Consider the following 23859-nt stretch of genomic DNA (forward strand, 5'->3'; position numbering starts at 1 on the left):
CCATGGAATCCGTCGTCAGACTCCCCTCCGGCATGGCCGCACCCCTCGTCAGCAGACTCTTCCGCGTCCCCGGCCGGCCACCCGCCACCCCCGAACCGGTTCCCGCGCTCACCTCCTGGCAGGGCCGCGCGGACGACGTCCACCGCACCGCCGCCGACCTGGTCCACCTCGCCGCCGAGCGGCACGCCGCGCCCACCGCCGAACTGGCCCCGGTCGTCGACGTCCTGGCCCGCACCCTGCTCGCGATCGCCGAGGTCGACATCACCGACGCCGACGCCGTACGGCTCGGCCCGCAGGACTACGCGCGGCGGCTGCGGGGCGCGGTGCAGGGCGCGGACCGGGAACTGTCGCCGGACGCCGCCTGGTTCCACGACGCGCTGCTGGTGTCCGTGTGCCTGCACGTCCTGCACCACCTGGTGCGCCGCTCCCCCTATCTCCAGCGCAACCTGGCGGGGCGGGCCGGCCGGATCGCCCAGCTCGTCGACCTGGGCGACGCGGAGGCGGCGGCCCGGCAGCCCGAACGGTCCGAGGAGGACGCGGCGTTCGAGGCCGAGTACGCCCAGTGGGTGGCCCGGCGGCACGGCTGGCTGACCATCGTCGGCGTGGACTTCCCCAACGCCCCGGACCGTTGGCCGCTGGAGGAGACCTACCTGAGCCTGGAGGCGGAGGAGCGCAGCGGCGGCGTGGGCGGCGCGGAGGACGAGCAGCGCACCGTGCTGCTCGCGGACCGCGCCCTGGAGGACCACGAACGCGTCCTGCTGCGCGGCGGCGCGGGCTCCGGCAAGACCACGCTGGTCCAGTGGCTGGCCGTGGCCGCCGCCCGCCAGGGCTCCCGGGTCCCCTTCGTCCTGCCCGTACGCCGCTTCGCCCGCGAGGGCTTTCCGGCACCGGACGACTTCCTGCACGCGGTCCGGCACCCGCTGGCCGACCGGGCGCCGGAGGGGTGGGTGGTGCGCACCCTGCTCGCGGGCCGCGCCCTGCTGCTGGTCGACGGCATCGACGAAGCCCCGGAGAAGACGCGCGGCGAGCTGCGCGACCGGCTCCGCCGGCTGCTGCGCGTCTTCTCCGGCAACGCCTGCCTGGTCACCTCCCGGCCCTCCGCCGTGTCGGACGGCTGGCTCTCGGGAGGCGGGCTGGCCGAGGAGGACTTCGTCGAGCTGTCCCTCGCGCCGATGTCGCGGGACCAGGTGACCCGGTTCATCCGGGACTGGCACTCGGCGGCCCGGCTGGACGAGCAGAGCCGCTCGACCGGGCCGCGGGAGCTCGGCGCACTGGACGAGTACGAGCAGCGGCTGCTGCACTCCGTACGGATCTACCGCGAGCTGCGCCAGCTCGCCACCAACCCCCTGATGTGCGGCCTGATATGCGCCCTGAACCGGGACCGCGCCGGCTCCCTCCCCAGCGGCCGCAAGGAGCTCTACGACGCCGCCCTGGAGATGCTGCTGCAGCGCCGCGACCCCGAACGGGACGTGCTGTACGCCGACGACGTGCGGCTCCAGCAGAGCACCCGGGAACGGCTGCTGCAGAAGCTGGCCCACGCGATGCTGGAGGAGGACGCCTCCGAGCTGACGCGCGAGCGGGCGGTCGGCATCCTGGACGCCGCGCTGCCCGCCATGCCCGCCGCCCGTGCGCAGGGGGACGGCGCGAAGATCTTCCGCCATCTGCTGCACCGCACCGGCCTGCTGCGCGAACGGTCGGGCGAGTCGGTCGACTTCGTCCACCGCACCTTCCAGGACTATCTGGCCGCCAAGGAGATCGTGGCGCGCGGACGGTTCCCCACGCTGGTGGACCACGCCCACCAGTCCGAGTGGGAGGAGGTCATCCGCATGGCCGCCGCGCACGCCCGTCCCGAGGAGTGCTCCCAGTTCCTGGAGCGGCTGCTCGCGGCGGCGCCCGGACTGCGCCGCCCGCAGATCAACCACCGCCGGCTGGTGGCCGCGGCCTGTCTGGAGCACGTCACCGAACTCGACCCGGCCGTCCAGCGGCTCGTCCACGACCGTACGAAGAACCTGGTGCGCCCCACCACCGAGCCGGCCGCCCGCGGGCTGGGCTGGGTCGGCCCCATCGTCCTGGAGCTGCTGCCCGACCCGGGGCAGGTCCCCGACGACCGGCAGGCGCTGCTGCTCGCCATCACCGCCACCCGCGTCCAGGACGACGCCGCCATCGACTACCTGGTCCGCCTCCGCTCCCGCTCCGCCCTGCCGGTCCGCACCGAACTCGCGCGGGGCTGGCGGCACTTCGACACCGAGCGGTACGCCCACGAGATCATCGCCCACCTGGACCCGGACGGCCTCTACTTCCCCGTCGCCGACACCACCGAACTGGCGGCGCTGCGCGAACTCGGCGGGCGCCCGCGCATCCAGGTGGCCGGCGTGATGCGCGCCGAGGAACTGCTGGCGGGCCTGGCCCCCGATCAGCTGACCCACCTCTGGCTCAACGCGGAGCTGCCCGACACGGACGTCTCCTGGCTGTCCGGCTTCCCCCGGCTGCGGGTGCTGCGGGTCAACCCCCGCCTGCCGCGGGTGCGGAACGTGCCGAACGGGGTGCAGATCACGGCGTGAGGCCGGGCTCGGGCCAGGTGACTACTACTCAGTAACCCAATCGTTGCCGTGCAGCCACTTGTTGGGGCAAGCATGCACGCGACAACTTTGTTGCCGTCAGGCATCCGCGCAGGCATGAGAGGACCCCAACCCCCCATGACCGAACAGACCGGACAGAACAGACAGACCCGCCAGTCCCGGCGTACGTGGAAGCGGGCGGCGGGCACGGCCGCGGCCACCGCTGCGGCGCTCACCGCGACGGTCACGCCGGCCGTCGCCGCCCCGGCCGAAACACCGCGCGCCACGGCGACCGGGACCGCTGCGGCGGCGGACGTCGACTACGACACCTGGCAGCGGGACTGCAAGGCCGTGATGGACCGGGCCCTGCCCTACCTGAAGGAACGGATCGCCGACGCCGGCCCCGGCGAGAAGCAGGCGATCGTCCTCGACATCGACAACACCTCCCTGGAGACCGACTTCGGCTTCAGCTACCCGCAGCCCGCCAACCGGCCGGTCCTGGAGGCCGCCCAGTACGCCCAGGAGCACGGCGTCGCCCTGTTCTTCGTGACCGCCCGCCCGGGCATCATCGAGGCGCCCACCGAGTGGAACCTCGACCACGCCGGATACGAGTCCTCCGGTCTCCACGTCCGCGGCTTCCTCGACCTGTTCCGGGACGTCGCCGAGTACAAGACCGAACAGCGCGCCGAGATCGAGTCGAAGGGCTACACGATCATCGCGAACATCGGCAACAGCGCCACCGACCTGTCGGGCGGCCACGCCGAGAAGACCTTCAAACTCCCGGACTACGACGGCCAGCTGTCCTGACGCTCGATAGGCTCCCCCCGTCGATCAACCACGGGGGTGGCGCATGGAACCGGCGGTACTCGGCGGGAAGTTGGCGTCCAGCCTGGTCGCCCCGCTGGTGAAGAAGCTCTTCGCGACGGGCGGCCCCGGCGCCGGACTGGTCGACCGGCCGGTCCGGCTGACCCGCCTGGTCTCCTTCCGGGGCGAGCAGCGCCACCTCGGTGAGGCGGAGGTGCGCAGGCTCGCCGGGCGGCTGGTCGAGGCGTCCCTGGACTCCCCCGGCGAGCCGCCCTTCCCGCCGGACGAGACGGAGGCCGTCACCGACGCCCTGACGGCACGTCTGCTGGCCCTCGGCGACCTGGACATGGACGACGTCCAGGCCGTCCGGCTGGGCCACCAGGAGCTGGCCAAGCAATTGCGGTACCGGACGCCCTCGGCCACCGGAGGTCTGTCCGCCGACGCCTGCTACTTCCTCGACTCGGTGACGGAGTGGGCCTGCCTGCACATCCTGGAGTTCTTCACCCGGCGCTCCACCTTCGTCGCACGGACCCTGGTGGAGCAGTCCCGGTGGCACGCGGAGCTGATCGCCAAGGTCGACGTACTGATCGCCCGCACCCCGCGCCCCGACGCCCGCGACACCGCCTTCGAACGCCGCTATCTGCCCTACGCCGCCGAGCAGCACAACCGCATCACCATCTACGGCATCGACCTGCGCGACTCCCCGGACCGATGGCCCCTGGAGGTCGCCTACCTGAGCCTGGAGGCGACCGGCGACGGGGAGCGTGCCGCCCTCCCGGGGGAGCACGCGGAAACGGAACGCACCGTCCGCCTGCCTGCCGAGGACGCCCTCCTCACCCACGACCGCGTGCTGCTGCGCGGCGACGCCGGCTCCGGCAAGACGACCCTCGTGCAGTGGCTGGCGGTGACCGCCGCCCGGGACGGCGACCGGGTCCCGTACGTCCTGCCGCTGCGCACCCTGATCCGTGCGGGCACCCTCCCCGCCCCGGCGGCCTTCCTCACCGCCGTGGGCTGCCCGCTCACCCCACCGGACGGCTGGGCGGAGCGTGTGCTGAGCGCCGGTCGGGGCCTGGTCCTCGTCGACGGCCTGGACGAGATCCCCGCCGCCGACCGGCACCGCACCCGCGACTGGCTGCTCGCCCTCATCCGCGCCTTCCCCGGCAACCGCTGGCTGCTCACCTCCCGCCCCACCGCCGTACGCCCCGACTGGCTGACCGCCGAGGGCTTCCGGGAACTGGCGCTCACCCCGATGCGCCAGTCCGACGTGGCGACCTTCGTGCAGCGCTGGCACGCGGCGGCCGACGCCCCCGAGTACGAGGGGAATCTGCTGGACGCCCTGCGCACCAAGCGCGACCTGGCCCGCCTCGCCACCAACCCGCTGATGTGCGGCCTGATCTGCGCCCTGCACCGGGAGCGCCGCGGCTACCTCCCCACGGGACGCAAGGAGCTGTACGACGCCGCCCTCACGATGCTGCTCGCCCGCCGGGACCGGGAGCGGGGCATGGAGGCGGTCGAGCTGAGCGAGGAGGCGCAGCTGGAACTGCTCCAGCGGCTGGCGTACGCGCTGGTGCTGAGCGGGCGTACGGAGATGGAGGTCGAAACGGCCGAGGGCATCGTGCAGCGCGCGCTGCCGTCGGTCGCCTCGGCGGCGGGGCAGGGGGACGCGGCGACGGTCCTGCACGCCCTGCTGCTGCGCAGCGGGCTGCTCCGGCGGCCCGGGGAAGGGACCCTGGACTTCGTCCACCGCACCTTCCAGGACTACCTGGGCGCGCGGTACGCGGTCGAGGAGGGCCACCTCGATGTCATCGCGGGCCGTGCGGACGACACCCAGTGGGAGGACGTCATCCGCATGGCCGTGGCCCACGCCCGGCCCGGGGAGCGTGCGGTACTGCTGCGCCGGCTTCTGGCGGCGGACACCCCCCGGCTGACCTTGTTGGCGCTGGCCTGCCTGGAGCACGCGACCGCCCTGGATCCGGCGGTGCGGGCGGAGGTGGAGGCGCGGGCGGGGGCGCTGATCCCGCCGGGGTCGAAGGAGGACGCGAAGGCGTTGGCGGAGGCGGGGCCGCTGGTGCTGGAGCTTCTGCCGGGGCCGGAGGGGCTGACGGACGCGGAGGCACACGGGGTCACGGTGACGGCCTCGCTGCTGGCGGGGCAGGAGCCGGTCGGGGCACTCGCGGTGCTGCGCCGGTTCCGGGACCACGCGGATCTCGATGTGCGACGGCAGTTGGTCGGGACCTGGGACCGGTTCGACGCGCACGAGTACGCCGTCGAGGTCCTGGATCACCTGGAGCGGACGGGGCTGTTCCTGACGTGCGCGACCGCGGCCCAGCGGGAGGCGGTCGCCGTCATGGGACCGTGGGCCTGCCTCGGGTTCCGCGGATCACACCGGTCGAGCGAGATGCTCGGCTGCGTGGCGGACCCGGGGACTGTCGAGCAACTGCACATCGTCGCCAACCCCGAGGTGACCGAGCTGGGTGAGCTGTCGGTCTTCGACTCCCTGCGGCTCCTGCTGATCCACTGCCCGTCGGCCCGGGGCCTGGGGCAGCTGGCGGGGTTGTCGCTCACCGATCTCCTGATCATGGAGGCCGCCGACCTCACCGGACTGCCGGACCTGACCACGCTCCGCCAGCTGTCCGTGGACCAACGGCTGCCCGGCACGCGGCTGACCGACTCGCTTCCCACGGGGGCGCCCCTGGCGTACCTCTACCTCGGTGATGACGCGATCGCCGGTACCGGGCTTCGGGGCCTCTCCCACTGGGAGACCCTGGGGGCCGTGTACCTGGCCCCGACCACGCCGCTCACGGCTGAGGACTGGGCAGAGGTCCGGCGTCTGCCGCAGCTCGCCCTCCTGTACCTGAACGGTTGCCTCTTCCCGGACAACCTCGGACCGATGCCCCCTCTCCCCGGCGTCGTCGACCTCAATCTCATGGACCTGGAGGGCGACGAGGACATCTCCGTCCTCCCACCCCTCCTCCCCGACCTGCGCACCGTCACTCTCAGCGCCGCCCACGGCGCCGCCTTGGACACCGACCGCCTCGCCGCCCTCTTCCCCGACGCGGAGGTCCTCCTGGACTGACGCCGCCGAGGCGGCAAGAAGAAAGGGGCCGCCCCGGGACCGAAGTCCCGAAGCAGCCCCTTTCCCGGCTCACCCCCGGAGGGCTACGCCTCCTTGCTCAGGTTCGGCCCCGCGCCGCCGGCCGCCTGCTCGATCGGCGGGACGTCGGGGAGCGCCGACTTCTCCTCACCCCGGAAGGTGAAGGTCTTGGCGTCGCCCTCGCCCTCGGTGTCCACGACCACGATGTGGCCGGGGCGCAGCTCGCCGAAGAGGATCTTCTCCGACAGCGTGTCCTCGACCTCGCGCTGGATCGTGCGACGCAGCGGACGCGCGCCCAGCACCGGGTCGTAGCCCTTCTGGGACAGCAGCTCCTTGGCGGACTGGGAGAGCTCGATGCCCATGTCCCGGTCCTTGAGGCGCTCGTCGACCTTGTCGATCATCAGGTCGACGATCCGCAGGATGTCCTCCTGGCTCAGCTGCGGGAAGACGACCACGTCGTCGACGCGGTTGAGGAACTCGGGCCGGAAGTGCTGCTTCAGCTCGTCCTGGACCTTGTTCTTCATGCGCTCGTAGTTGGTCTTCTTGTCACCCGAGGCCGCGAAGCCGAGGTTGAAGCCCTTGGAGATGTCCCGGGTGCCGAGGTTGGTCGTCATGATGATGACCGTGTTCTTGAAGTCCACGACCCGGCCCTGGGAGTCGGTCAGGCGACCGTCCTCCAGGATCTGCAGCAGCGAGTTGAAGATGTCCGGGTGGGCCTTCTCGACCTCGTCGAAGAGGACGACCGAGAACGGCTTGCGGCGCACCTTCTCCGTCAGCTGACCGCCCTCCTCGTAGCCCACGTATCCGGGGGGCGAACCGAAGAGGCGGGAGACCGTGTGCTTCTCGCTGAACTCCGACATGTCGAGGGAGATCAGCGCGTCCTCGTCACCGAAGAGGAACTCCGCGAGCGCCTTGGACAGCTCGGTCTTACCGACACCGGACGGACCGGCGAAGATGAACGAGCCACCGGGACGCTTCGGGTCCTTCAGGCCGGCCCGGGTACGGCGGATCGCCTTGGACAGCGCCTTGACGGCGTCGACCTGGCCGATGACCCGCTTGTGGAGCTCGTCCTCCATGCGCAGCAGGCGGGACGACTCCTCCTCCGTGAGCTTGAAGACCGGGATGCCGGTCGCCGTGGCGAGGACCTCGGCGATCAGCTCGCCGTCGACCTCGGCGACGACGTCCATGTCGCCGGCCTTCCACTCCTTCTCCCGCTTGGCCTTGGCGGCCAGGAGCTGCTTCTCCTTGTCGCGGAGGGAGGCGGCCTTCTCGAAGTCCTGCGAGTCGATCGCGGACTCCTTGTCGCGGCGGACGCCGGCGATCTTCTCGTCGAACTCGCGCAGGTCCGGCGGCGCGGTCATCCGGCGGATGCGCATCCGGGAGCCGGCCTCGTCGATCAGGTCGATCGCCTTGTCCGGCAGGAAGCGGTCCGAGATGTAGCGGTCGGCGAGCGTCGCCGCCTGGACCAGGGCCTCGTCCGTGATGGAGACGCGGTGGTGGGCCTCGTAGCGGTCGCGCAGGCCCTTGAGGATCTCGATCGTGTGCGGCAGCGACGGCTCCGCGACCTGGATCGGCTGGAAGCGGCGCTCGAGGGCCGCGTCCTTCTCCAGGTGCTTGCGGTACTCGTCCAGCGTGGTCGCACCGATGGTCTGCAGCTCACCACGGGCCAGCATCGGCTTGAGGATGCTCGCGGCGTCGATGGCGCCCTCGGCGGCACCCGCACCGACCAGCGTGTGCAGCTCGTCGATGAACAGGATGATGTCGCCGCGGGTGCGGATCTCCTTGAGCACCTTCTTCAGGCGCTCCTCGAAGTCACCGCGGTAGCGGGAGCCGGCGACCAGCGCGCCGAGGTCCAGGGTGTAGAGGTGCTTGTCCTTGAGGGTCTCGGGCACCTCGCCCTTGACGATGGCCTGCGCGAGGCCCTCGACGACGGCGGTCTTGCCGACGCCGGGCTCACCGATCAGCACCGGGTTGTTCTTGGTACGGCGGGACAGCACCTGCATGACCCGCTCGATCTCCTTCTCGCGCCCGATGACCGGGTCGAGCTTGGACTCACGAGCGGCCTGGGTGAGGTTCCGGCCGAACTGGTCGAGGACCAGGGACGTGGAGGGCGTGCCCTCCGCAGGACCGCCGGCGGTGGCGGTCTCCTTGCCCTGGTAACCGGAGAGCAGCTGGATGACCTGCTGCCGCACCCGGTTCAGATCTGCGCCCAGCTTGACCAGGACCTGGGCGGCGACGCCCTCGCCCTCACGGATCAGGCCGAGCAGGATGTGCTCCGTGCCGATGTAGTTGTGGCCCAGCTGGAGGGCCTCGCGGAGCGACAGCTCCAGAACCTTCTTGGCACGGGGGGTGAAGGGAATGTGGCCGGACGGGGCCTGCTGGCCCTGGCCGATGATCTCCTCCACCTGCTGGCGGACCGCCTCGAGCGAAATCCCGAGGCTCTCAAGGGCCTTGGCGGCGACACCCTCACCCTCGTGGATCAGGCCCAGGAGGATGTGCTCGGTGCCGATGTAGTTGTGGTTGAGCATCCGGGCTTCTTCCTGAGCCAGGACGACAACCCGCCGCGCGCGGTCGGTGAACCTCTCGAACATCGTTAATCGCTCCTCAGAGCGGTCAGGCAGTAAGGGGAACTTCCCCTCCCTGTCCTTCCGCAGCTTAGTCCCGCAAGCGGGGACCGCTCATTCCAACTGCCGACACCGTCGATGGCCTCCTGACCCCTGACGCCGACATCTGCCACAACCCGATGGTGCGAGACGATGTTCCCGCAGGCCAGGCACTTACCCCACTCGCCAGTACGCCGATGGCGAACGTGAGACGGCCCAATCTGCGTGTCGCCCCCTCCCACTAGGGATGTCTTACCCGCTGGGACTGACACTCCATGCCGCGCGCCCCGGTTCCCTCCGCTACGGGCGAACAACCTTGCGCCTCCCCGCACCCCCGCACGCCCCTTCTACCGGAACTCAGCGCATTCACCCCGCAACCCAGCGTAACCTGAGCGCTCTTTCGGCTGTTGCACTTGGCATGGTCGGCGCCCCGCCCCCGGTTCCTCCGGTCCCTCCGGCCCGGACGACAGCCTCTGCCCACCCCTCCGCCCCGGCGGCACCCGCTGCCCCCTCGGTGCCGTTCCCCCGCCGGCCGCTCGACGCGGGTGGCACGTGGGAGCGGGTGCGGTGGTGGTACGAGAGCGTGCTCGGCTGGCCGACGGCTCCCGGAGCCCCGGTACGGCTCCGCGTGGGCGTCCGCTTCGACGTACTGGACGTCCCGGCCGAGGCCGGCCACGCGGCACTGGAGCGGCTGGGGCTGCTCCGGCGACCCGGCGGTCCGGCCCCGCGGTGGCCCGGCTTTCCGGTGGCCGTCCGGGGCGAGCGGATGCTGCTGCTCGTTGCGGCGGGCGGCGCGGAGGAGATCCCCGGGCTGCTGGAGTGGCTGGAGTGGGGCTCGCTGCCGCTCGACCTGACGGCGGTCGGCGCGGGCGGCCTCATGGAGGCGCCCCTGGCCCCCGAACCGGGCTCGACCGGCCTGCCGCCGCGTCCCCCGGGTCGCGACGGCCTGCAGGGCGCCGCCGTCTGGCTGCGCGCCCCGGAGCCGGGGTGCGAGGTCGAGGCCTCGCTGCCGACACTGTCGGCCATGGGGGGCGCCGGAACGGCCCCCGATCTCGCGCGACTGGTCCAGACGCTGGCGACTCAGTGCCACCGGGTCCGACTCTCCCTGCCCTCGCCGTCCTCCCCTTCCCTCCCGGTCTCCCCGTTCCAGCGGGTGACGCTCTGAGGGCGTTCGGGGCGGAGTCCGTGGCGCGGGTCGGGTGATCAGCCGTTGGCCTTCTCGTACGCCTCGCGAATCATCGCGGGAACACGGCCGCGGTCGTTGACCTCGTAGCCGTTCTCCTTCGCCCACGCGCGGATCGCCGCGGTGTCCTGGCTGCCGCCGGAAGAGGCGCGCGCCTTGCCGCGTCCGCCCGAAGCACGGCCCCCGGTACGACGACCGCCCTTCAGGTAGGGATCGAGCAGCCCACGGAGCTTGTCCGCATTGGCGGTGGTGAGATCGATCTCGTACGTCTTGCCGTCCAGCGCGAACGTCACGGTCTCGTCTGCCTCGCCACCGTCGAGGTCATCGACAAGAAGGACCTGAACCTTCTGTGCCACCGGATTTCCTTTCATCGATAACTTGAGGGCCGGAGATCCGCCGGCGTCCGCCGTATCGCCGTCCCTTGTTATATGCAGTACTGCAGTACGTCGGAAAGCAAACCGCTTTTGCCGGAAAAACACAAACCCTCGACGGAGACCGGTAGCTCACCTCCGGGCCGAAAAGGTGCGCGTTTCGGACATAGGGAACCCGCGAACGGTCCGCCGGTGGAATAAACCTGGCGAAGGGCTGCGAAGAGCTACGGATGGCCGCCGTTGCCCGCCGTTGCCCGGCGATCACAGATGCAGAAGCATCCGGCTGTTGCCCAAGGTGTTCGGTTTCACTCGTTCGAGACCCAGGAACTCCGCTACGCCCTCGTCATAGGAACGCAGCAGCTCCGCGTAGACATCGGTGTCGACGGGTGTCTCCCCGATCTCCACGAAGCCGTGCTTGCCGAAGAAGTCCACTTCGAAGGTCAGGCAGAATACGCGGCGAACACCGAGCCAGCGTGCCGTCTCCACCAACTTCTCCAGCAGCCGGTGACCGACGCCGTAGCCCTTCAGGCCCGGCTTCACCGCGAGAGTGCGCACTTCCGCGAGGTCTTCCCACATCACGTGCAGGGCGCCGCAGCCGACCACCTCGGCGTTGTCGTCCCGTTCCGCGACCCAGAACTCCTGGATGCTCTCGTAAAGCGTCACCATCGCTTTGTCGAGCAGGATGCGGTCACGGACGTACGTGTCGAGGAGCCGGCGTACGTCGGGGACATCGCTGGTGCGGGCCCGCCGGACGGTGATGGCTTTTGACATGTGGGGACGCTATCGCTCGCCCGCGTCCGGTACCGAGCCGGGGTTGGGCGCCGGGGTTTCCGGTCCCTGCACGATGCGGATGGCGTCTCTGAGCGCCTCGCGCTGTTCCTCGCTCATCATGCCGAAGAAGGCGATGAGGGCGGCGGTGGGGTTGTCGCTCTGGGACCATGCGTCGTTCATCAGCGCGGCGGCGTAGGCGGCACGGGTGGAGACCGCCTCATATCGATAGGCCCGGCCTTCCGCCTCGCGGCGCACCCAGCCCTTCTGATGGAGATTGTCCAAAACGGTCATCACCGTGGTGTACGCGATGGACCGTTCCTGTTGCAGATCTTCCAGGACTTCCCGAACGGTCACGGGGCGGTTCCACTTCCACACCCTCGTCATGACCGCGTCTTCGAGTTCTCCCAATGGGCGAGGCACGCTCTGAACGATAGTGGGAGATCTGGGCGATGGCGTGCCGGACGTGCGATTTTGCGAGCAAATGAGCACAAAAAGGGCGCACGACTCCTCGCGGTGGGTGCGGGGAGTCGTACGCGAGTGCGGTGGCGGTGTCCGGGGCTCGGTCAGGCCTCGGGGTGGGCGGGCGTCTGGCGGGCGCCCTCCGCTCGCGCGAGGGCGGCGTCGACGGCCGCGTCCTCCTTGGCCTTGTTGGCGCCGCCCTGGGTCTTCACGATCACCCTGATCACGCCGATGAAGAACACGGCCATGACGGCCGGGGGCAGGAGCGCGGAGACGTAGTCCATGGATCCAGGGTAGCCAGGCCGTGTCACCCGGCCGCGAGGTGGTGCCGGGAGCCGGGGGCGGGCGGGGCCGGCCTGCGGCGCGGGAAGACCTCGCCCGGGGTGGGGACGGGGCGCTTCGGGGTGGCCGGGGCGGGGTGGGGGGCCGGTTTCTGGGCGGGCTTCTGTGCGGGTTTCTTGTCGGGCTGCCGGCCGCCGGGGAGAGCGTGGAGGCGGGTGCGGGCGGCCGGGAGGACGACCGTGGCCGCGCGGGTCGCCGTGGCCGCCCTCGGCCCGCAGCGGGCCAGGAGAGCGGCCGCGGCGGGGTTGCCGCGCAGGGCTCCGAGGGCGGCGAGGTCGTCCGCGTCCGGGCGGTGACCGGCGCCCAGCGCCTCGTCCAGGAGCGCGAGGTAGCCGGTGACGGTGCCGGGGAGCGCGGCGCGGTACCGGGCGAGGTCGGCCACCAGGAAGGCGCGCAGCCTGGCGCTCTCCCGCATCGTCTCGTCGAGCGACTCTGCGAGGCGGAGACAGTCCTGGGCCTCCTCCGCCGAGACGGGGCTGGGGTTCAGGGCGAGGGCGAGGGCGCGCCGGAGCACACGCAGCTCCTGAGCACCGAACGCCATGCCGCCGCGGGATCCGTAGGGCGTGGGCATGCGGCGACGATACGCGCTAATCAGACAAACTCGGCATAGGGGGCCGGTGTGGCGTGGGCGGCCACTCGTATGCGGGTGCCTGCGGCGGCCTGTGCGGGTTCGGTGGGGGTGCGGGTAGCGCGTGCGGTGGGGTGGTGGGTCGGGGCCGCGCCGGGGGGTGTCCGTCCTCGGAACGGCGCGGAATCGGTCGGCCACGGAAGTGCCGTCCGTTGACGCGCCAACCGCTGCGGGCGGACACCCCCCGACACGTCCCCTTCTCGCCGTACGCGGCTTCCCGCATAGCCGCGGGCAGTCGTGCCGCTGGGGCGGCACGGGTGGGCGGTGGGGGCACCTCCCGCTCGAGCGAAGCCGAGAGTGGGGGAGGCACCCCGTAGCGCCGGGCCGCGACACCCACCCCCGGCCCGCACCCACACCGGGTGCCCCACCAACGCAGGGCACCCGGCACCCACCCCGGCGGCTACATGCGGGACACGTTCCGCTCGTACACCAGGCGGAGCCCCATCAGCGTCAGCCACGGCTCGTGCTCGTCGATGACCGAGGACTCGCCGAGGACCATCGGCGCCAGCCCGCCCGTCGCGATGACCGTGACCTCGTCGGGGTCGTCGGCCAGTTCGCGGGCCATGCGGTTGACGACCCCGTCGACCTGGCCGGCGAAGCCGTACACGATGCCGGACTGCATCGCCTCGACCGTGTTCTTGCCGATCACGCTCCGCGGCCGGGCCACCTCGATCTTGCGGAGCTGGGCGCCCTTGACGCCGAGCGCCTCGACCGAGATCTCGATGCCGGGGGCGATGACCCCGCCGATGTACTCCCCGCGCGCGCTGACCGCGTCGAACGTCGTCGCCGTGCCGAAGTCCACGACGATCGCCGGGCCGCCGTAGAGCTCGACGGCCGCGACCGCGTTGATGATGCGGTCGGCGCCGACCTCCTTGGGGTGGTCGGTGAGGATCGGGACGCCCGTCTTGACGCCCGGCTCGACGAGGACCGCGGGAACGTCGCCGTAGTAGCGGCGGGTGACCTCGCGCAGTTCGTGCAGGACCGAGGGGACCGTCGCGCAGATGGCGATGCCGTCGATGCCGTCGCCCAGCTCGTCGCCGAGGAGCGGGTGCATGCCCATCAGGCCCTGGAGGAGGACCGCCAGCTCGTCGGCGGTGCGACGCGAGTCGGTGGAGATGCGCCAGTGTTCGACGATGTCCTCGCCGTCGAAGAGGCCCAGGACGGTGTGCGTGTTGCCTACGTCGATCGTCAGCAGCATGGCTCTACTCCGCCGCTCGCAGGTCCAGGCCGATGTCCAGGATCGGGGAGCTGTGGGTGAGGGCGCCCACGGCGAGGTAGTCGACGCCCGTGGCCGCGTACGCCTTGGCGTTGGTCAGGGTCAGGCGGCCCGAGGCCTCCAGGGCGGCCCGGCCGGCGACCAGGGCCACCGCTTCCTCGCACTCGTCCGGGGTGAAGTTGTCCAGAAGGATCAGGTCCGCGCCCGCGTCCACGACCTCGCGGAGCTGGTGCAGGGTGTCGACCTCGACCTCGATGGGGACGTCGGGGAAGCGCTCGCGGACGGCCCGGAAGGCCGCTGCGACGCCGCCGGCGGCCACCACGTGGTTGTCCTTGACCAGGGCGGCGTCCGAGAGGGACATGCGGTGGTTGACGCCGCCGCCGCAGCGGACGGCGAACTTCTCGAGGGAGCGCAGCCCGGGGGTCGTCTTGCGGGTGTCCCGGACCTTCGCCTTCGTGCCCTCCAGGACGTCCGCCCACGCGCGCGTGGCCGTCGCGATGCCCGACAGGCGGCACAGGAGGTTCAGCGCGCTGCGCTCGGCGGTGAGGATGTCGCGGGTGCGGGTGGTGACGGAGAGGAGCTGCTGGCCGGCTTCGACGCGGTCGCCGTCCTCGACGTGGCGTTCCACCTCGAACTCGTCCGTGCAGACGACCGACATCACCGCCTCGGCGACCCGGAGGCCGGCCACCACGCCCGCCTCACGCGCGGTGAAGTCGGCGGTGGCCACGGCGTCCTCGGGGATGGTCGCGACCGTCGTCACGTCCACGCCGCCCGCCAGGTCCTCCTGGATGGCGAGGTTCGCGAGGTCCTCGACCTCCACGGGGTCGAGTCCGGAGTCCAGCATCAGGGCCGCGAGTGCGGGGTCGAGGCCGCACTCCATGAAGGCGTCCTCGTCGGTGTCCGCGCCGCAGGCGCAGCCGTCGCCGCAGCCTCCGGAGGATGCGAGGGGAAGGTCGGGGGTGTTCACTGCTGTCACTGCTCCTGGGGACGCTGCGCCGGCTGGGGGCCGTGGGTGGTCGGGGGGAATTCTGGCGTGTCCGTGGTGTGCACGGCGAGGGATCGGTCCGGGTTCAGGCGTACGACGATGTGGCGGCGCCACGTCGTGTCGTCGCGGTCCGCGTGGTCCTCGCGCCAGTGGCAGCCGCGGGTCTCCTCGCGCCGCGCCGCCGCGGCCACCAGGACGCGGGCCACGCAGAGGAGATTGGTGGCCTCCCAGGTGTCCACGCCCGGCTCGGACGTCTTGCCGTTGTCGTGCAGGGCTTCGCGGGCCTCGGTGTGGAGGTGGAGCAGCTGGTCCGCCGCCCGCGTGAGGGAGTCGGCCGAGCGCAGGACGCCGGCGCCGTCGGTCATGATCCGCTGGATGGTCAGGCGGGACTCGGGCGGCAGGAGCGGGTGCGCCGGGTGGGCGGGCTGCTGGAGGGGGGCGGGTACGCGCGCGTGGAGGGTGCCGTCCGCGTGGCCGGCGGCTATGTCCGCGGCGATGCGCTCGGCGTAGACCAGGCCCTCCAGGAGTGAGTTGGAGGCCAGGCGGTTGGCGCCGTGCACACCCGTGCAGGCGACCTCGCCGCACGCGTACAGGCCGGGGACCGTCGTACGGCCGCGGGCGTCGGTGCGGACGCCGCCGGAGGCGTAGTGGGCGGCCGGGGCGACCGGGATCGGCTCGGTGACCGGGTCGATGCCGTGGGCGCGGCAGGCGGCGAGGATCGTGGGGAAGCGGTGCTCCCACATCTCCGCGCCGAAGTGGCGCGCGTCCAGGTACATGTGCTCGGCGTCCCGCTCCTGCATGCGGCGCGTGATGCCCTTGGCGACGATGTCCCGGGGGGCGAGTTCCGCCAGTTCGTGCTGCCCCCGCATGAAGCGCACGCCGTCGGCGTCCACCAGGTGGGCGCCCTCGCCCCGTACCGCTTCCGAGACCAAGGGCTGCTGGCCCTCGGCGTCCGGACCGAGGAAGAGGACGGTGGGATGGAACTGGACGAATTCGAGGTCGCTCACCTCGGCGCCCGCGCGGAGGGCGAGCGCGACGCCGTCGCCCGTGGAGACGGACGGGTTCGTCGTCGCCGAGAAGACCTGGCCCATGCCGCCGGTGGCGAGGACGACGGCGGGGGCGTGCACCGCTCCGACGCCGTCGTGCTGGCCCTCTCCCATGACGTGCAGGGTGACGCCGGCGGTGCGGCCGTCCGCGTCCGTGAGGAGGTCCAGGACGAGGGCGTTCTCGATCGTGCGCATCCCACGCGCGCGTACCGCCTCGACCAGGGCGCGGGAGATCTCCGCTCCCGTGGCGTCGCCGCCCGCGTGGGCGATGCGGCGTCGGTGGTGGCCGCCCTCGCGGGTGAGGGCCAGGCCGCCCTCGGCGGACTCGTCGAAGTGCGCGCCGGTCTCGATGAGCCGCCGTACGGCGTCGGGGCCCTCGGTGACCAGGATGCGGACCGCCTCCTGGTCGCACAGCCCCGCGCCGGCGACCAGGGTGTCGTCCAGGTGCTGCTCGGGGGTGTCGCCCTCGCCGAGGGCCGCCGCGATGCCGCCCTGGGCCCAGCGGGTGGAGCCGTCGTCGAGGCGGGCCTTGGTGACGACGACCGTGCGCAGACCGGCCGCCTCGCAGCGCAGGGCGGCGGTGAGGCCGGCGACGCCGGAGCCGACGACCACCACGTCCGCGGCGATGGCCCAGCCGGGCGCGGGTGCGTGCAGTCGTATGCCTGTGCTGGTCACGAGGCGGCTCCGAAGGTTCCGAAGGTGAGGGGGACGTTGTCGATCAGCCGGGTCGCGCCGACCCGGGCGGCGACGGCGAGGACGGCCTCGCCGGTGTGGTCGTCGCCGATCTCGGTGAAGTCGGACGGGTCGACCAGGGCGAGGTAGTCCAGCTCCAGCGGCGGATCGGCGCGGGCCGCGTCGTCCAGCACCAGGTGGGCGGCGGCCCGGACGGCCGTGGCGCCGCCGGGAGCGGATGTGGCGACGGCATGGGCGTCGGCCGCCGCGCGGGACTCGCCCAGGGCGCTGAGCGCCTCGGCACGCGCGTGCGTGGCGGGCACCTCGCGGGCCCGCGCGCGCAGCGCCTCCTGGGCCGCGTGCCGGTCGAGGCCGGCGAACAGGGCCTGGGAGAGCGCGAGGGCGGTGCGGCGCTCCCGGGTCGAGAGGTAGCGGTTGCGGCTGGACAGGGCCAGGCCGTCCTCCTCGCGCACGGTGGGGACGCCGACGATCTCCACGCCGAAGTTCAGGTCGCGGACCATGCGGCGGATCAGGGCGAGCTGCTGGGCGTCCTTCTGGCCGTAGAGGGCCAGGTCGGGGCGGGTGAGGTGGAGCAGCTTGGCGACGACGGTGAGCATGCCGTCGAAGTGGCCGGGGCGGGAGGCGCCCTCCAGGCGTTCGCCCATGGGGCCGGCTGTGACGCGCACCTGGGGCTCGCCACCCGGGTAGACCTCGTCGACGGCGGGGGCGAAGACGGCGTCCGCGCCCGCCCGCCCGGCGATCCCCAGGTCGGCGTCCAGGGTGCGCGGGTAGCGGTCGAGGTCCTCGCCGGCGCCGAACTGCAGCGGGTTGACGAAGACGGTGACGACGACCTCGCCGTCCGGGCCGACGAGGTCGCGGGCCGTGCGGACCAGGGTGGCGTGGCCCTCGTGCAGGGCGCCCATGGTCATCACGACGGCCCGGCGGCCGTGCCGCACGCGCGCGTGCAGCTCGTCGGCGGTGCGCAGCAGGGCGGGCGGGGTGGTGGTCATCGGGCGTCTCCCCCGGGGCCGTCGGTGCCGTCGCTGTCGTCGGTGCGGTCGCTGTCGTCGATGCCGTCCGTGCCGTACATGCGGTCACTGTCATCGATGCCGTCCGGGCCGTCGATGCGGTCGGTGCGGTCCTCCGGGGCCGTGCGGTTGCCGCCGTCCGTGCCGTCGGCGAGTACCCCCAGCAGGTCCTCGGCCAGTTCGGCTTTCAGCAGCCCGTGGTCCAGGGCCCGGTCGGCGGTCGCGCGGGCCATGGCCAGGTAGCCGGCGACGGCCTGCGGGGCGTGTGCGCGCAGTTCCACGATGTGCGCGGCGACCGTGCCCGCGTCCCCACGCGCGACGGGGCCGGTGAGGGCCGCGTCGCCGGAGCGCAGGGCGTTGTCCAGGGAGGCGCCCAGCAGCGGGCCGAGCATCCGGTCGGGGGCCTCGACGCCGGCCGTGCGCAGCAGCTCCATGGACTGGGCGACCAGGGTGACCAGGTGGTTGGCGCCCAGGGCGAGCGCGGCGTGGTACAGCGGGCGCTTGTCCTCGGCGATCCACTCCGGCTCGCCGCCCATCTCGATGACCAGGGCCTCGGCGGCCAGCCGCAGCTCCTCGGGCGCGGTGACGCCGAAGGAACAGCCGGCCAGGCGCTGGACGTCCACGGGGGTGCCGGTGAAGGTCATCGCCGGGTGCAGGGCCAGCGGCAGGGCGCCGGCCCGCAGCGCGGGGTCCAGGACCCTCGCGCCGTACCGCCCGGAGGTGTGCACGAGCAGCTGGCCCGGTCGCACCGCGCCGGTCTCGGCGAGACCGGTCACCAGGCCGGGCAGGGCGTCGTCGGGGACCGTCAGCAGGACCAGCTCGGCGCGCTGGAGGACCTCGGCGGGCCGCATGAGCGGCACGTCGGGCAGCAGCGCGGCGGCACGCCGCCTGGAGGCGTCGGAGACACCGGAGACGGCCACCGGGCGGTGCCCGGCGAGCTGGAGGGACGCGGCGAGCGCGGGGCCCACGCGTCCGGCGCCGACGACGCCTACGGTGAGACGCGCGGGGCGGTCCCTGGGGTCTGGCTGTGGGGTTGTGTTCACGCGACGGCGGCCTTCCCGTTCCAGTCCGCTCGGGGTACCGGACGATTTCTCGTCATGTTAACGCGATTGGTTCGGGGCACGTCCGGTTGTCCACAGGCTGTGGGTTTCCGTGCGACGACGGGGCACACCCTCACGCGCGCGTGGAAACGCGTGACGGAACCCGTGGGAAAACCCGGATGCCCGCGCCGACGTCCGCGCGGCATGATCCCCGGCATGAGCGATACGGCAGCAGGACAAGCGGAACCGGCGGAGTCGGCGGAGTCGTCGAAATCGACCGAGCCGGCGAAATCGGCGGAGGACCGCGGCGCGCGGCTCCGGGAGCGGCGCGTGGCCGCCCATCGCGACGCCCGGCGCACACTCGTCGGCCCGGGGTTCACGACCACCCTGCGCGAGCGGCTCGCCCTGCTGGACGGGGCGGCCGAGCTGTACGACCTCGACGAGCCGTCCGACATCTACGGCAACGGCATCGTGGAGTCCCTGGAGGAGAAGGTCGCCGCCCTGCTCGGCGCCGAGGCCGCCGCCTTCTTCCCGACCGGCACCATGGCCCAGCAGGTGGCCCTGCGCTGCTGGGCGGGCCGCACCGGCGACCCGGTCGTCGCCCTGCACGGGCTCAGTCATCCCGAGATGCACGAGCGCGACGCCTTCAGCCGGGTCAGCGGGCTGCGCCCGGTGCGGGTGACCAGCGAGCCCCGGCTGCCGACCGCCGACGAGGTGCGCGACTTCGACGAGCCGTTCGGGGCGCTGATGCTGGAACTGCCGCTCCGGGAGGCCGGTTTCGTACTGCCCACCTGGGAGGAGCTCACCGGTGTCGTCGAGGCCGCGCGGGAGCGCGACGCGGTGGTCCACTTCGACGGGGCCCGGCTGTGGGAGTCCACCGTCCACTTCGGCCGCCCACTGGAGGAGATCGCGGGTCTCGCGGACAGCGTGTACGTCTCGTTCTACAAGTCCCTCAAGGGCTACGGCGGCGCCGCCCTGGCCGGTCCCCGGACGCTGATCGAGGAGGCGAAGGCCTGGCGGCACCGGTACGGCGGCGCGGTGTTCCAGCAGTTCCCCACGGTGCTGTCGGCCCTGGCCGGCCTGGAGCGCGAGCTGCCCCGGCTGCCGGAGTACGTGGCCCACGCGCGCGTGGTGGCCGCCGCGCTGCGGGAGGGCTTCGCGGCGGCGGGGCTGCCGTGGGTGCGGGTGCACCCCGAGGAGCCGCACACCCACGAGTTCCAGGTCTGGCTGCCGTACGACGCCGATGTGGTCGGCGAGGCCGCGGTGCGGCAGGGCGAGGAGACGGGGACCCTGCTCTTCTCCCGGGGCTGGGACACGCCCGGACCGGGACTCGCCGTCACCGAGGTCGGGGTGGACGCGGCGGGCCTGGACTGGACGGCCGACGAGGTGAAGGCGGCGGTCGCCGAGTTCGCGGCCCGGCTGACGGGCTGAACGGCGGCGCGCCCGGCGGCCGCCCGCGTCAGCCGAGAGCGCGCGGCCACAGGGACCACCACCGGCGCAGGGCGCGCCGCACGCGGCCGTGCGCCGGGCGGCCGGCGAGCACGGCCCGGAACCGGCGGCGGTCGTGCCACTCGCGCACGACCCGCCGGTCGTGGGTGCCGGGCGCGGGCGGTGCGGGCTCGCCGAGCTGCCGGGCACGGTAGGTGTCGAGGAGGTACTGCTGCGTGATGCTCATGGGGATCGCCTTCTCGGGGGACGTGGAAGGGGAAGTGAGTGGAAGAGGGAACGGGCTCCGCGGCTGCCCCGGTGACTCCAGACTGCTCCGGCACGGCTCCGCGGTCGCGCCGATTGACGGCGGCGGTCAATCGGCGGCGGCGTTGTCGGTGGCGGGGTGCACCATGAGGGCATGAGCGTGCGCATCGACATCGCGGGGCTGCGGCCGGAGAGGATCGCCGTCGTGCCCTCACCCCTGGCCGAGCTGGGCATGGCGCTGCACGCGCTGTCCGAGCCGGGGCACCACCCGGGCCTCCAGGCCTGGGCGACGGGGGTGACCGCCCGGCTCGACTCGCATCTGGCCGACCGGATGTGCGAGGCGGACTTCCTGTGGCGGACGACCTTCTCGGACCTGTTCATGCCGTTCGCCGGCGTGCCCGGCCGCAGCACGCTGCCCGGCGCCACCCTCGCCGAGGACCTGGACCTGCTCGACAAGCTGTCCGACGAGCAGTTCGTGGACGCGGCACTGGAGTTCACCTGTGCCCTGTCCTACAGCACCGGTGGGGTCTCGGCGCTGAAGGACGCCGAGGTGCGCCGCCGCGCGCTTGACCTGGCCGCCGCGCGCGGACCGCAACAGCTGCGCTTCAGCGAGCGGCTGCTGGCCGATCCGCCGCTGATCCGCGGCTGGCTGCGGCAGTTCGCGCAGGACTGCGACGAGGCGTTCTTCGCGGAGGCCTGGTCGCGGCTGCGCCACCAGCTCGCGGCGGACGCCCGCCACAAGACGGACCTGCTGCACCGCAAGGGCCTCGCCGAGGCGTTGGCCGCCGTGTCCCCGGCGGTCACGCTGGACGAGAGCGCCGCGCGGATCACGGTCGACAAGCTGGGCGACGGCCGTTCGGCGACGGCGGACGGCGGGCTCCTGCTCGTCCCGACGAGTCTGGGCTGGCCGCATCTGATGGTCCTGCACCGGCACGACTGGCAGCCGGTGCTGCACTACCCCGTCGGCTCCCCCGAGCTGGCATCGCCGCCGTCGGTCGAGCAGCTCACGCTGCGGATGACCGCGCTGTCCCACCCGGTCCGGATGCGGATCTGCCGCCATCTGGCCCGCAGCGCGTACACCACGAGCGAGCTGGCGCAGGCGCACGGCATGACGGCCCCGGAGATATCCCGGCACCTGGGCGTGCTGAAGAAGGCCGGCCTGATCACCACCCGCCGCCGCGGACGGTACGTCCTGCACCAGCTGGACGTGACGGTGGTGGCCCGGCTGGGCAGCGACTTCCTGGAAGGCATACTCCGGTAGCCGCCGTGCGGCCGGTCGGGCGCCCGCCGCGGGGGTGTCAGCCCTGTCCCCCGCCCGCCCGCACCAGCCCGGTCTCGTAGGCGAGGACCACCACCTGCACCCGGTCCCGCAGGCCCAGCTTGGTCAGGATGCGGCCCACGTGCGTCTTCACGGTCGCCTCCGACAGCACGAGCCGGGCCGCGATCTCGCCGTTGGACAGCCCCTGCGCGACCAGCACCATCACCTCGCGCTCCCGCTCGGTGAGCCGCTGGAGTTCCTTGTGCCGGGGCTCCTGGCCGGTGGCCGGCAGCATCGGCGCGAACCGGTCCAGGAGCCGGCGCGTGGTCGAGGGGGCGACCACCGCGTCGCCGCTGTGCACGGAGCGGATCGCGGCGAGCAGCTCGCCCGGCGGCACGTCCTTGAGCATGAAGCCGGAGGCGCCCGCCTTCAGCGCCGAGAAGGCGTACTCGTCGAGGTCGAAGGTGGTCAGGATCAGCACCTTCGGCGCGGCCGGGTCCACACAGATCCGGCTGGTGGTCTCGACGCCGTCGAGCTTGGGCATGCGGACGTCCATCAGGACGACGTCCACGGCCGTCGAGCGCAGCACCTGGAGTGCCTCGACGCCGTCGCCCGCCTCCGCGACGACCTCCATGTCCGGCTGGGCCGCCAGCACCATCCGGAACCCGGTGCGCAGCAGCACCTGGTCGTCGACGAGCATTACGCGGATCGCCATCGGCGCCTCTTCCTTGCGGGCTTACAGGCTTACAGGTGTAAACGCGGTACGTGCGTATGGGCGCGGGTGTCAGTGTGCGGGTTTCAGGGGCAGCAGCACACTGATGCGGAATCCTCCGCCCTGCCGCGGCCCGGCGTCCAGGGTGCCGCCGACCATGCCGACCCGCTCGCGCATGCCGATCAGTCCGTGGCCCTGGCCGTCGAAGCCGCCCTCCTCGTACAGCTCGTGCGGGGCGCCCTTGCCGTCGTCCTCGATGAGCAGCCCGAGCCCGTCGTCGAAGTAGACCAGGCGCACGCTCGCGCCCGCGTTGGGACCGCCGTGCTTGCGCGTGTTGGTCAGCGCCTCCTGCACGATGCGGTACGCGGTGAGCTCGAGGCCGCTGGGCAGCCGGCGCGGGGTGCCCTCGACCTTGAAGTCGACGGGCAGCCCGGAGCCGCGGCATTCCTCCACGAGGTCCTCGATCTGCTGGACGTCGGGCTGCGGGACGTACTCGCCGGCCTCCTGGTGCTCACCGGTGCGCAGCACGCCGAGCAGGCGGCGCATCTCCGCGAGGGCCTGGCGGCCGGTGGAGGAGATGGTCTCCAGCGCTTTCTTCGCCTGGTCGGGGGCGGCGTCCAGGACGTAGGCGGCGCCGTCGGCCTGCACCACCATCACGGAGACGTTGTGCGCCACGACGTCGTGCAGCTCGCGCGCGATCCGGGCGCGTTCGGCGGCGACCGCGACCTTGGCCTGTGCCTCGCGCTCCTTCTCCAGGCGTGCGGCCCGTTCCTCCAGCTGCGCGAAGTAGGCGCGGCGGGTGCGGATGGAGTCGCCGAGCACCCAGGCGAGGGCGAAGGGCACCGCCTGGAAGACCGTTATGGCGATGTTGCCCCCTATGCCCGCGTCCTCCATCGGCCAGCGGAGCTGGGCGACGGGGGCGGCGCACAGCCCCATGGCCAGCGCGGTCCGGGAGGCCCAGCGGGCGCCGGTCGCGGCCACGGTGTAGACGATCACCAGGAGGGCGAAGTCGGCCGGCATGGTCGACACGTCCAGCGCCAGTTGCCCCAGGCCCAGTGCGGCGGCCAGCAGCAGCATCTTCTCCGGCATCAGCCTGCGCAGCGCGATCACCACGCACAGCAGCAGGACGAAGGGAACGATCAGCGCCGTCATGTCCGTCCCCCGGGCCTCCTCCTTCGGAGCCACGGACATGACGGAGATCCCGAGCAGGACGAGGGCCCAGAAACAGTCGACCCCGATCGGGTGTCTGCGGAGGAAATCGTAGAGGCGCTGCACGTAACCCAGCGTAGGGAAGGGTGATAGGTGCAGGGGTCAACCGGAGGGCCGATCCGCATCGCCCGCGCATACTCCGCAAGGTGGAGGCTCCGTTCTCCTGTGCGCCTAGGGGGTGTCGTTCG

At 72.5% G+C, this 23859-nt stretch carries 20 protein-coding genes; 6 read left to right on the plus strand and 14 right to left on the minus strand.

Annotation, left to right across the window (positions count from 1 at the left end; translation table 11 throughout):
* The first annotated feature begins 2 nt into the window (after window positions 1-2).
* From RI578_RS17655 to RI578_RS17665, 3 genes are all read left to right on the plus strand, one after another.
* Window positions 3-2561, plus strand: a complete 2559-nt coding sequence (locus tag RI578_RS17655; RefSeq protein WP_310871967.1) for an NACHT domain-containing protein — start codon at window positions 3-5, stop codon at window positions 2559-2561.
* A 135-nt stretch (window positions 2562-2696) separates the two neighbouring features.
* A complete protein-coding gene (locus RI578_RS17660; RefSeq protein WP_310871968.1) occupies window positions 2697-3365 on the plus strand; it encodes an HAD family acid phosphatase in 669 nt (222 codons plus the stop codon).
* Window positions 3366-3408: 43 nt separating this feature from the next.
* Window positions 3409-6438, plus strand: a complete 3030-nt coding sequence (locus RI578_RS17665; protein WP_310871969.1) for an NACHT domain-containing protein — start codon at window positions 3409-3411, stop codon at window positions 6436-6438.
* An 83-nt stretch (window positions 6439-6521) separates the two neighbouring features.
* Here RI578_RS17665 and RI578_RS17670 read toward each other — a convergent pair whose 3' ends face one another.
* Window positions 6522-9047 (minus strand): ATP-dependent Clp protease ATP-binding subunit, encoded by a 2526-nt coding sequence (locus RI578_RS17670; RefSeq protein WP_121748371.1) that lies wholly within the window; start codon window positions 9045-9047, stop codon window positions 6522-6524.
* 430 nt (window positions 9048-9477) lie between these two features.
* Here RI578_RS17670 and RI578_RS17675 point away from each other — a divergent pair, with 430 nt between their 5' ends.
* On the plus strand, window positions 9478-10224 hold the full coding sequence (locus tag RI578_RS17675) for an SCO3374 family protein (RefSeq protein ID WP_399060512.1): 747 nt from the start codon (window positions 9478-9480) through the stop codon (window positions 10222-10224).
* A 38-nt stretch (window positions 10225-10262) separates the two neighbouring features.
* Here RI578_RS17675 and RI578_RS17680 read toward each other — a convergent pair whose 3' ends face one another.
* The 10 genes from RI578_RS17680 to RI578_RS17725 all read right to left on the minus strand — a co-directional run bounded on the left by RI578_RS17680 (window position 10263) and on the right by RI578_RS17725 (window position 18803).
* A complete protein-coding gene (locus RI578_RS17680) occupies window positions 10263-10598 on the minus strand; it encodes an Lsr2 family protein (protein WP_310871971.1) in 336 nt (111 codons plus the stop codon).
* Between the two features lie 276 nt (window positions 10599-10874).
* Window positions 10875-11384 (minus strand): amino-acid N-acetyltransferase, encoded by a 510-nt coding sequence (locus RI578_RS17685; RefSeq protein WP_121748368.1) that lies wholly within the window; start codon window positions 11382-11384, stop codon window positions 10875-10877.
* A gap of 9 nt (window positions 11385-11393) precedes the next feature.
* Window positions 11394-11804 (minus strand): BlaI/MecI/CopY family transcriptional regulator, encoded by a 411-nt coding sequence (locus RI578_RS17690; RefSeq protein ID WP_193776423.1) that lies wholly within the window; start codon window positions 11802-11804, stop codon window positions 11394-11396.
* Window positions 11805-11947: 143 nt separating this feature from the next.
* Entirely contained in the window at window positions 11948-12127 is a 180-nt protein-coding gene (locus RI578_RS17695) for a hypothetical protein (protein ID WP_055418607.1), read from the minus strand.
* A gap of 23 nt (window positions 12128-12150) precedes the next feature.
* Window positions 12151-12756 (minus strand): hypothetical protein, encoded by a 606-nt coding sequence (locus tag RI578_RS17700; protein ID WP_310871972.1) that lies wholly within the window; start codon window positions 12754-12756, stop codon window positions 12151-12153.
* A 457-nt stretch (window positions 12757-13213) separates the two neighbouring features.
* Window positions 13214-14011 carry a type III pantothenate kinase gene (locus RI578_RS17705; protein WP_121748364.1) on the minus strand — a complete coding sequence of 266 codons (798 nt, stop codon included), beginning with the start codon at window positions 14009-14011 and terminating at the stop codon, window positions 13214-13216.
* A gap of 4 nt (window positions 14012-14015) precedes the next feature.
* On the minus strand, window positions 14016-14996 hold the full coding sequence (nadC, locus tag RI578_RS17710; RefSeq protein ID WP_310875795.1) for a carboxylating nicotinate-nucleotide diphosphorylase: 981 nt from the start codon (window positions 14994-14996) through the stop codon (window positions 14016-14018).
* A gap of 5 nt (window positions 14997-15001) precedes the next feature.
* Window positions 15002-16735 carry an L-aspartate oxidase gene (locus RI578_RS17715; protein ID WP_310871973.1) on the minus strand — a complete coding sequence of 578 codons (1734 nt, stop codon included), beginning with the start codon at window positions 16733-16735 and terminating at the stop codon, window positions 15002-15004.
* Window positions 16732-17742, minus strand: a complete 1011-nt coding sequence (panC, locus tag RI578_RS17720) for a pantoate--beta-alanine ligase (RefSeq protein WP_310871974.1) — start codon at window positions 17740-17742, stop codon at window positions 16732-16734. Before panC ends, RI578_RS17715 begins: the two co-directional genes overlap by 4 nt.
* A complete protein-coding gene (locus RI578_RS17725) occupies window positions 17739-18803 on the minus strand; it encodes a DUF2520 domain-containing protein (RefSeq protein WP_310871975.1) in 1065 nt (354 codons plus the stop codon). The genes panC and RI578_RS17725 overlap by 4 nt, the downstream gene beginning before the upstream one ends.
* Window positions 18804-19016: 213 nt before the next feature.
* Between RI578_RS17725 and RI578_RS17730 the strand changes: the two genes are divergently transcribed.
* Window positions 19017-20231 (plus strand): beta-eliminating lyase-related protein, encoded by a 1215-nt coding sequence (locus tag RI578_RS17730; protein WP_310871976.1) that lies wholly within the window; start codon window positions 19017-19019, stop codon window positions 20229-20231.
* A gap of 28 nt (window positions 20232-20259) precedes the next feature.
* Here RI578_RS17730 and RI578_RS17735 read toward each other — a convergent pair whose 3' ends face one another.
* Window positions 20260-20475, minus strand: coding sequence for a hypothetical protein (locus tag RI578_RS17735; protein WP_310871977.1), 216 nt, complete (start codon window positions 20473-20475; stop codon window positions 20260-20262).
* A 171-nt stretch (window positions 20476-20646) separates the two neighbouring features.
* Between RI578_RS17735 and RI578_RS17740 the strand changes: the two genes are divergently transcribed.
* Window positions 20647-21753: a DUF5937 family protein gene (locus tag RI578_RS17740; protein ID WP_310871978.1), complete on the plus strand. Its 1107-nt coding sequence runs from the start codon at window positions 20647-20649 to the stop codon at window positions 21751-21753.
* A 37-nt stretch (window positions 21754-21790) separates the two neighbouring features.
* On the opposite strand, the gene RI578_RS17745 is transcribed toward RI578_RS17740, so the two are convergent.
* Window positions 21791-22465, minus strand: coding sequence for a response regulator transcription factor (locus RI578_RS17745; protein ID WP_310871979.1), 675 nt, complete (start codon window positions 22463-22465; stop codon window positions 21791-21793).
* 69 nt (window positions 22466-22534) lie between these two features.
* The gene (locus RI578_RS17750) at window positions 22535-23737 is read right to left on the minus strand and encodes a sensor histidine kinase (protein WP_310871980.1); all 1203 of its coding nucleotides are present in this window, start codon (window positions 23735-23737) and stop codon (window positions 22535-22537) included.
* Window positions 23738-23859: the final 122 nt, after the last annotated feature.

Origin of the sequence: Streptomyces sp. BB1-1-1 (genome assembly GCF_031597775.1) — a bacterium.
GTDB lineage: Bacteria > Actinomycetota > Actinomycetes > Streptomycetales > Streptomycetaceae > Streptomyces > Streptomyces thinghirensis.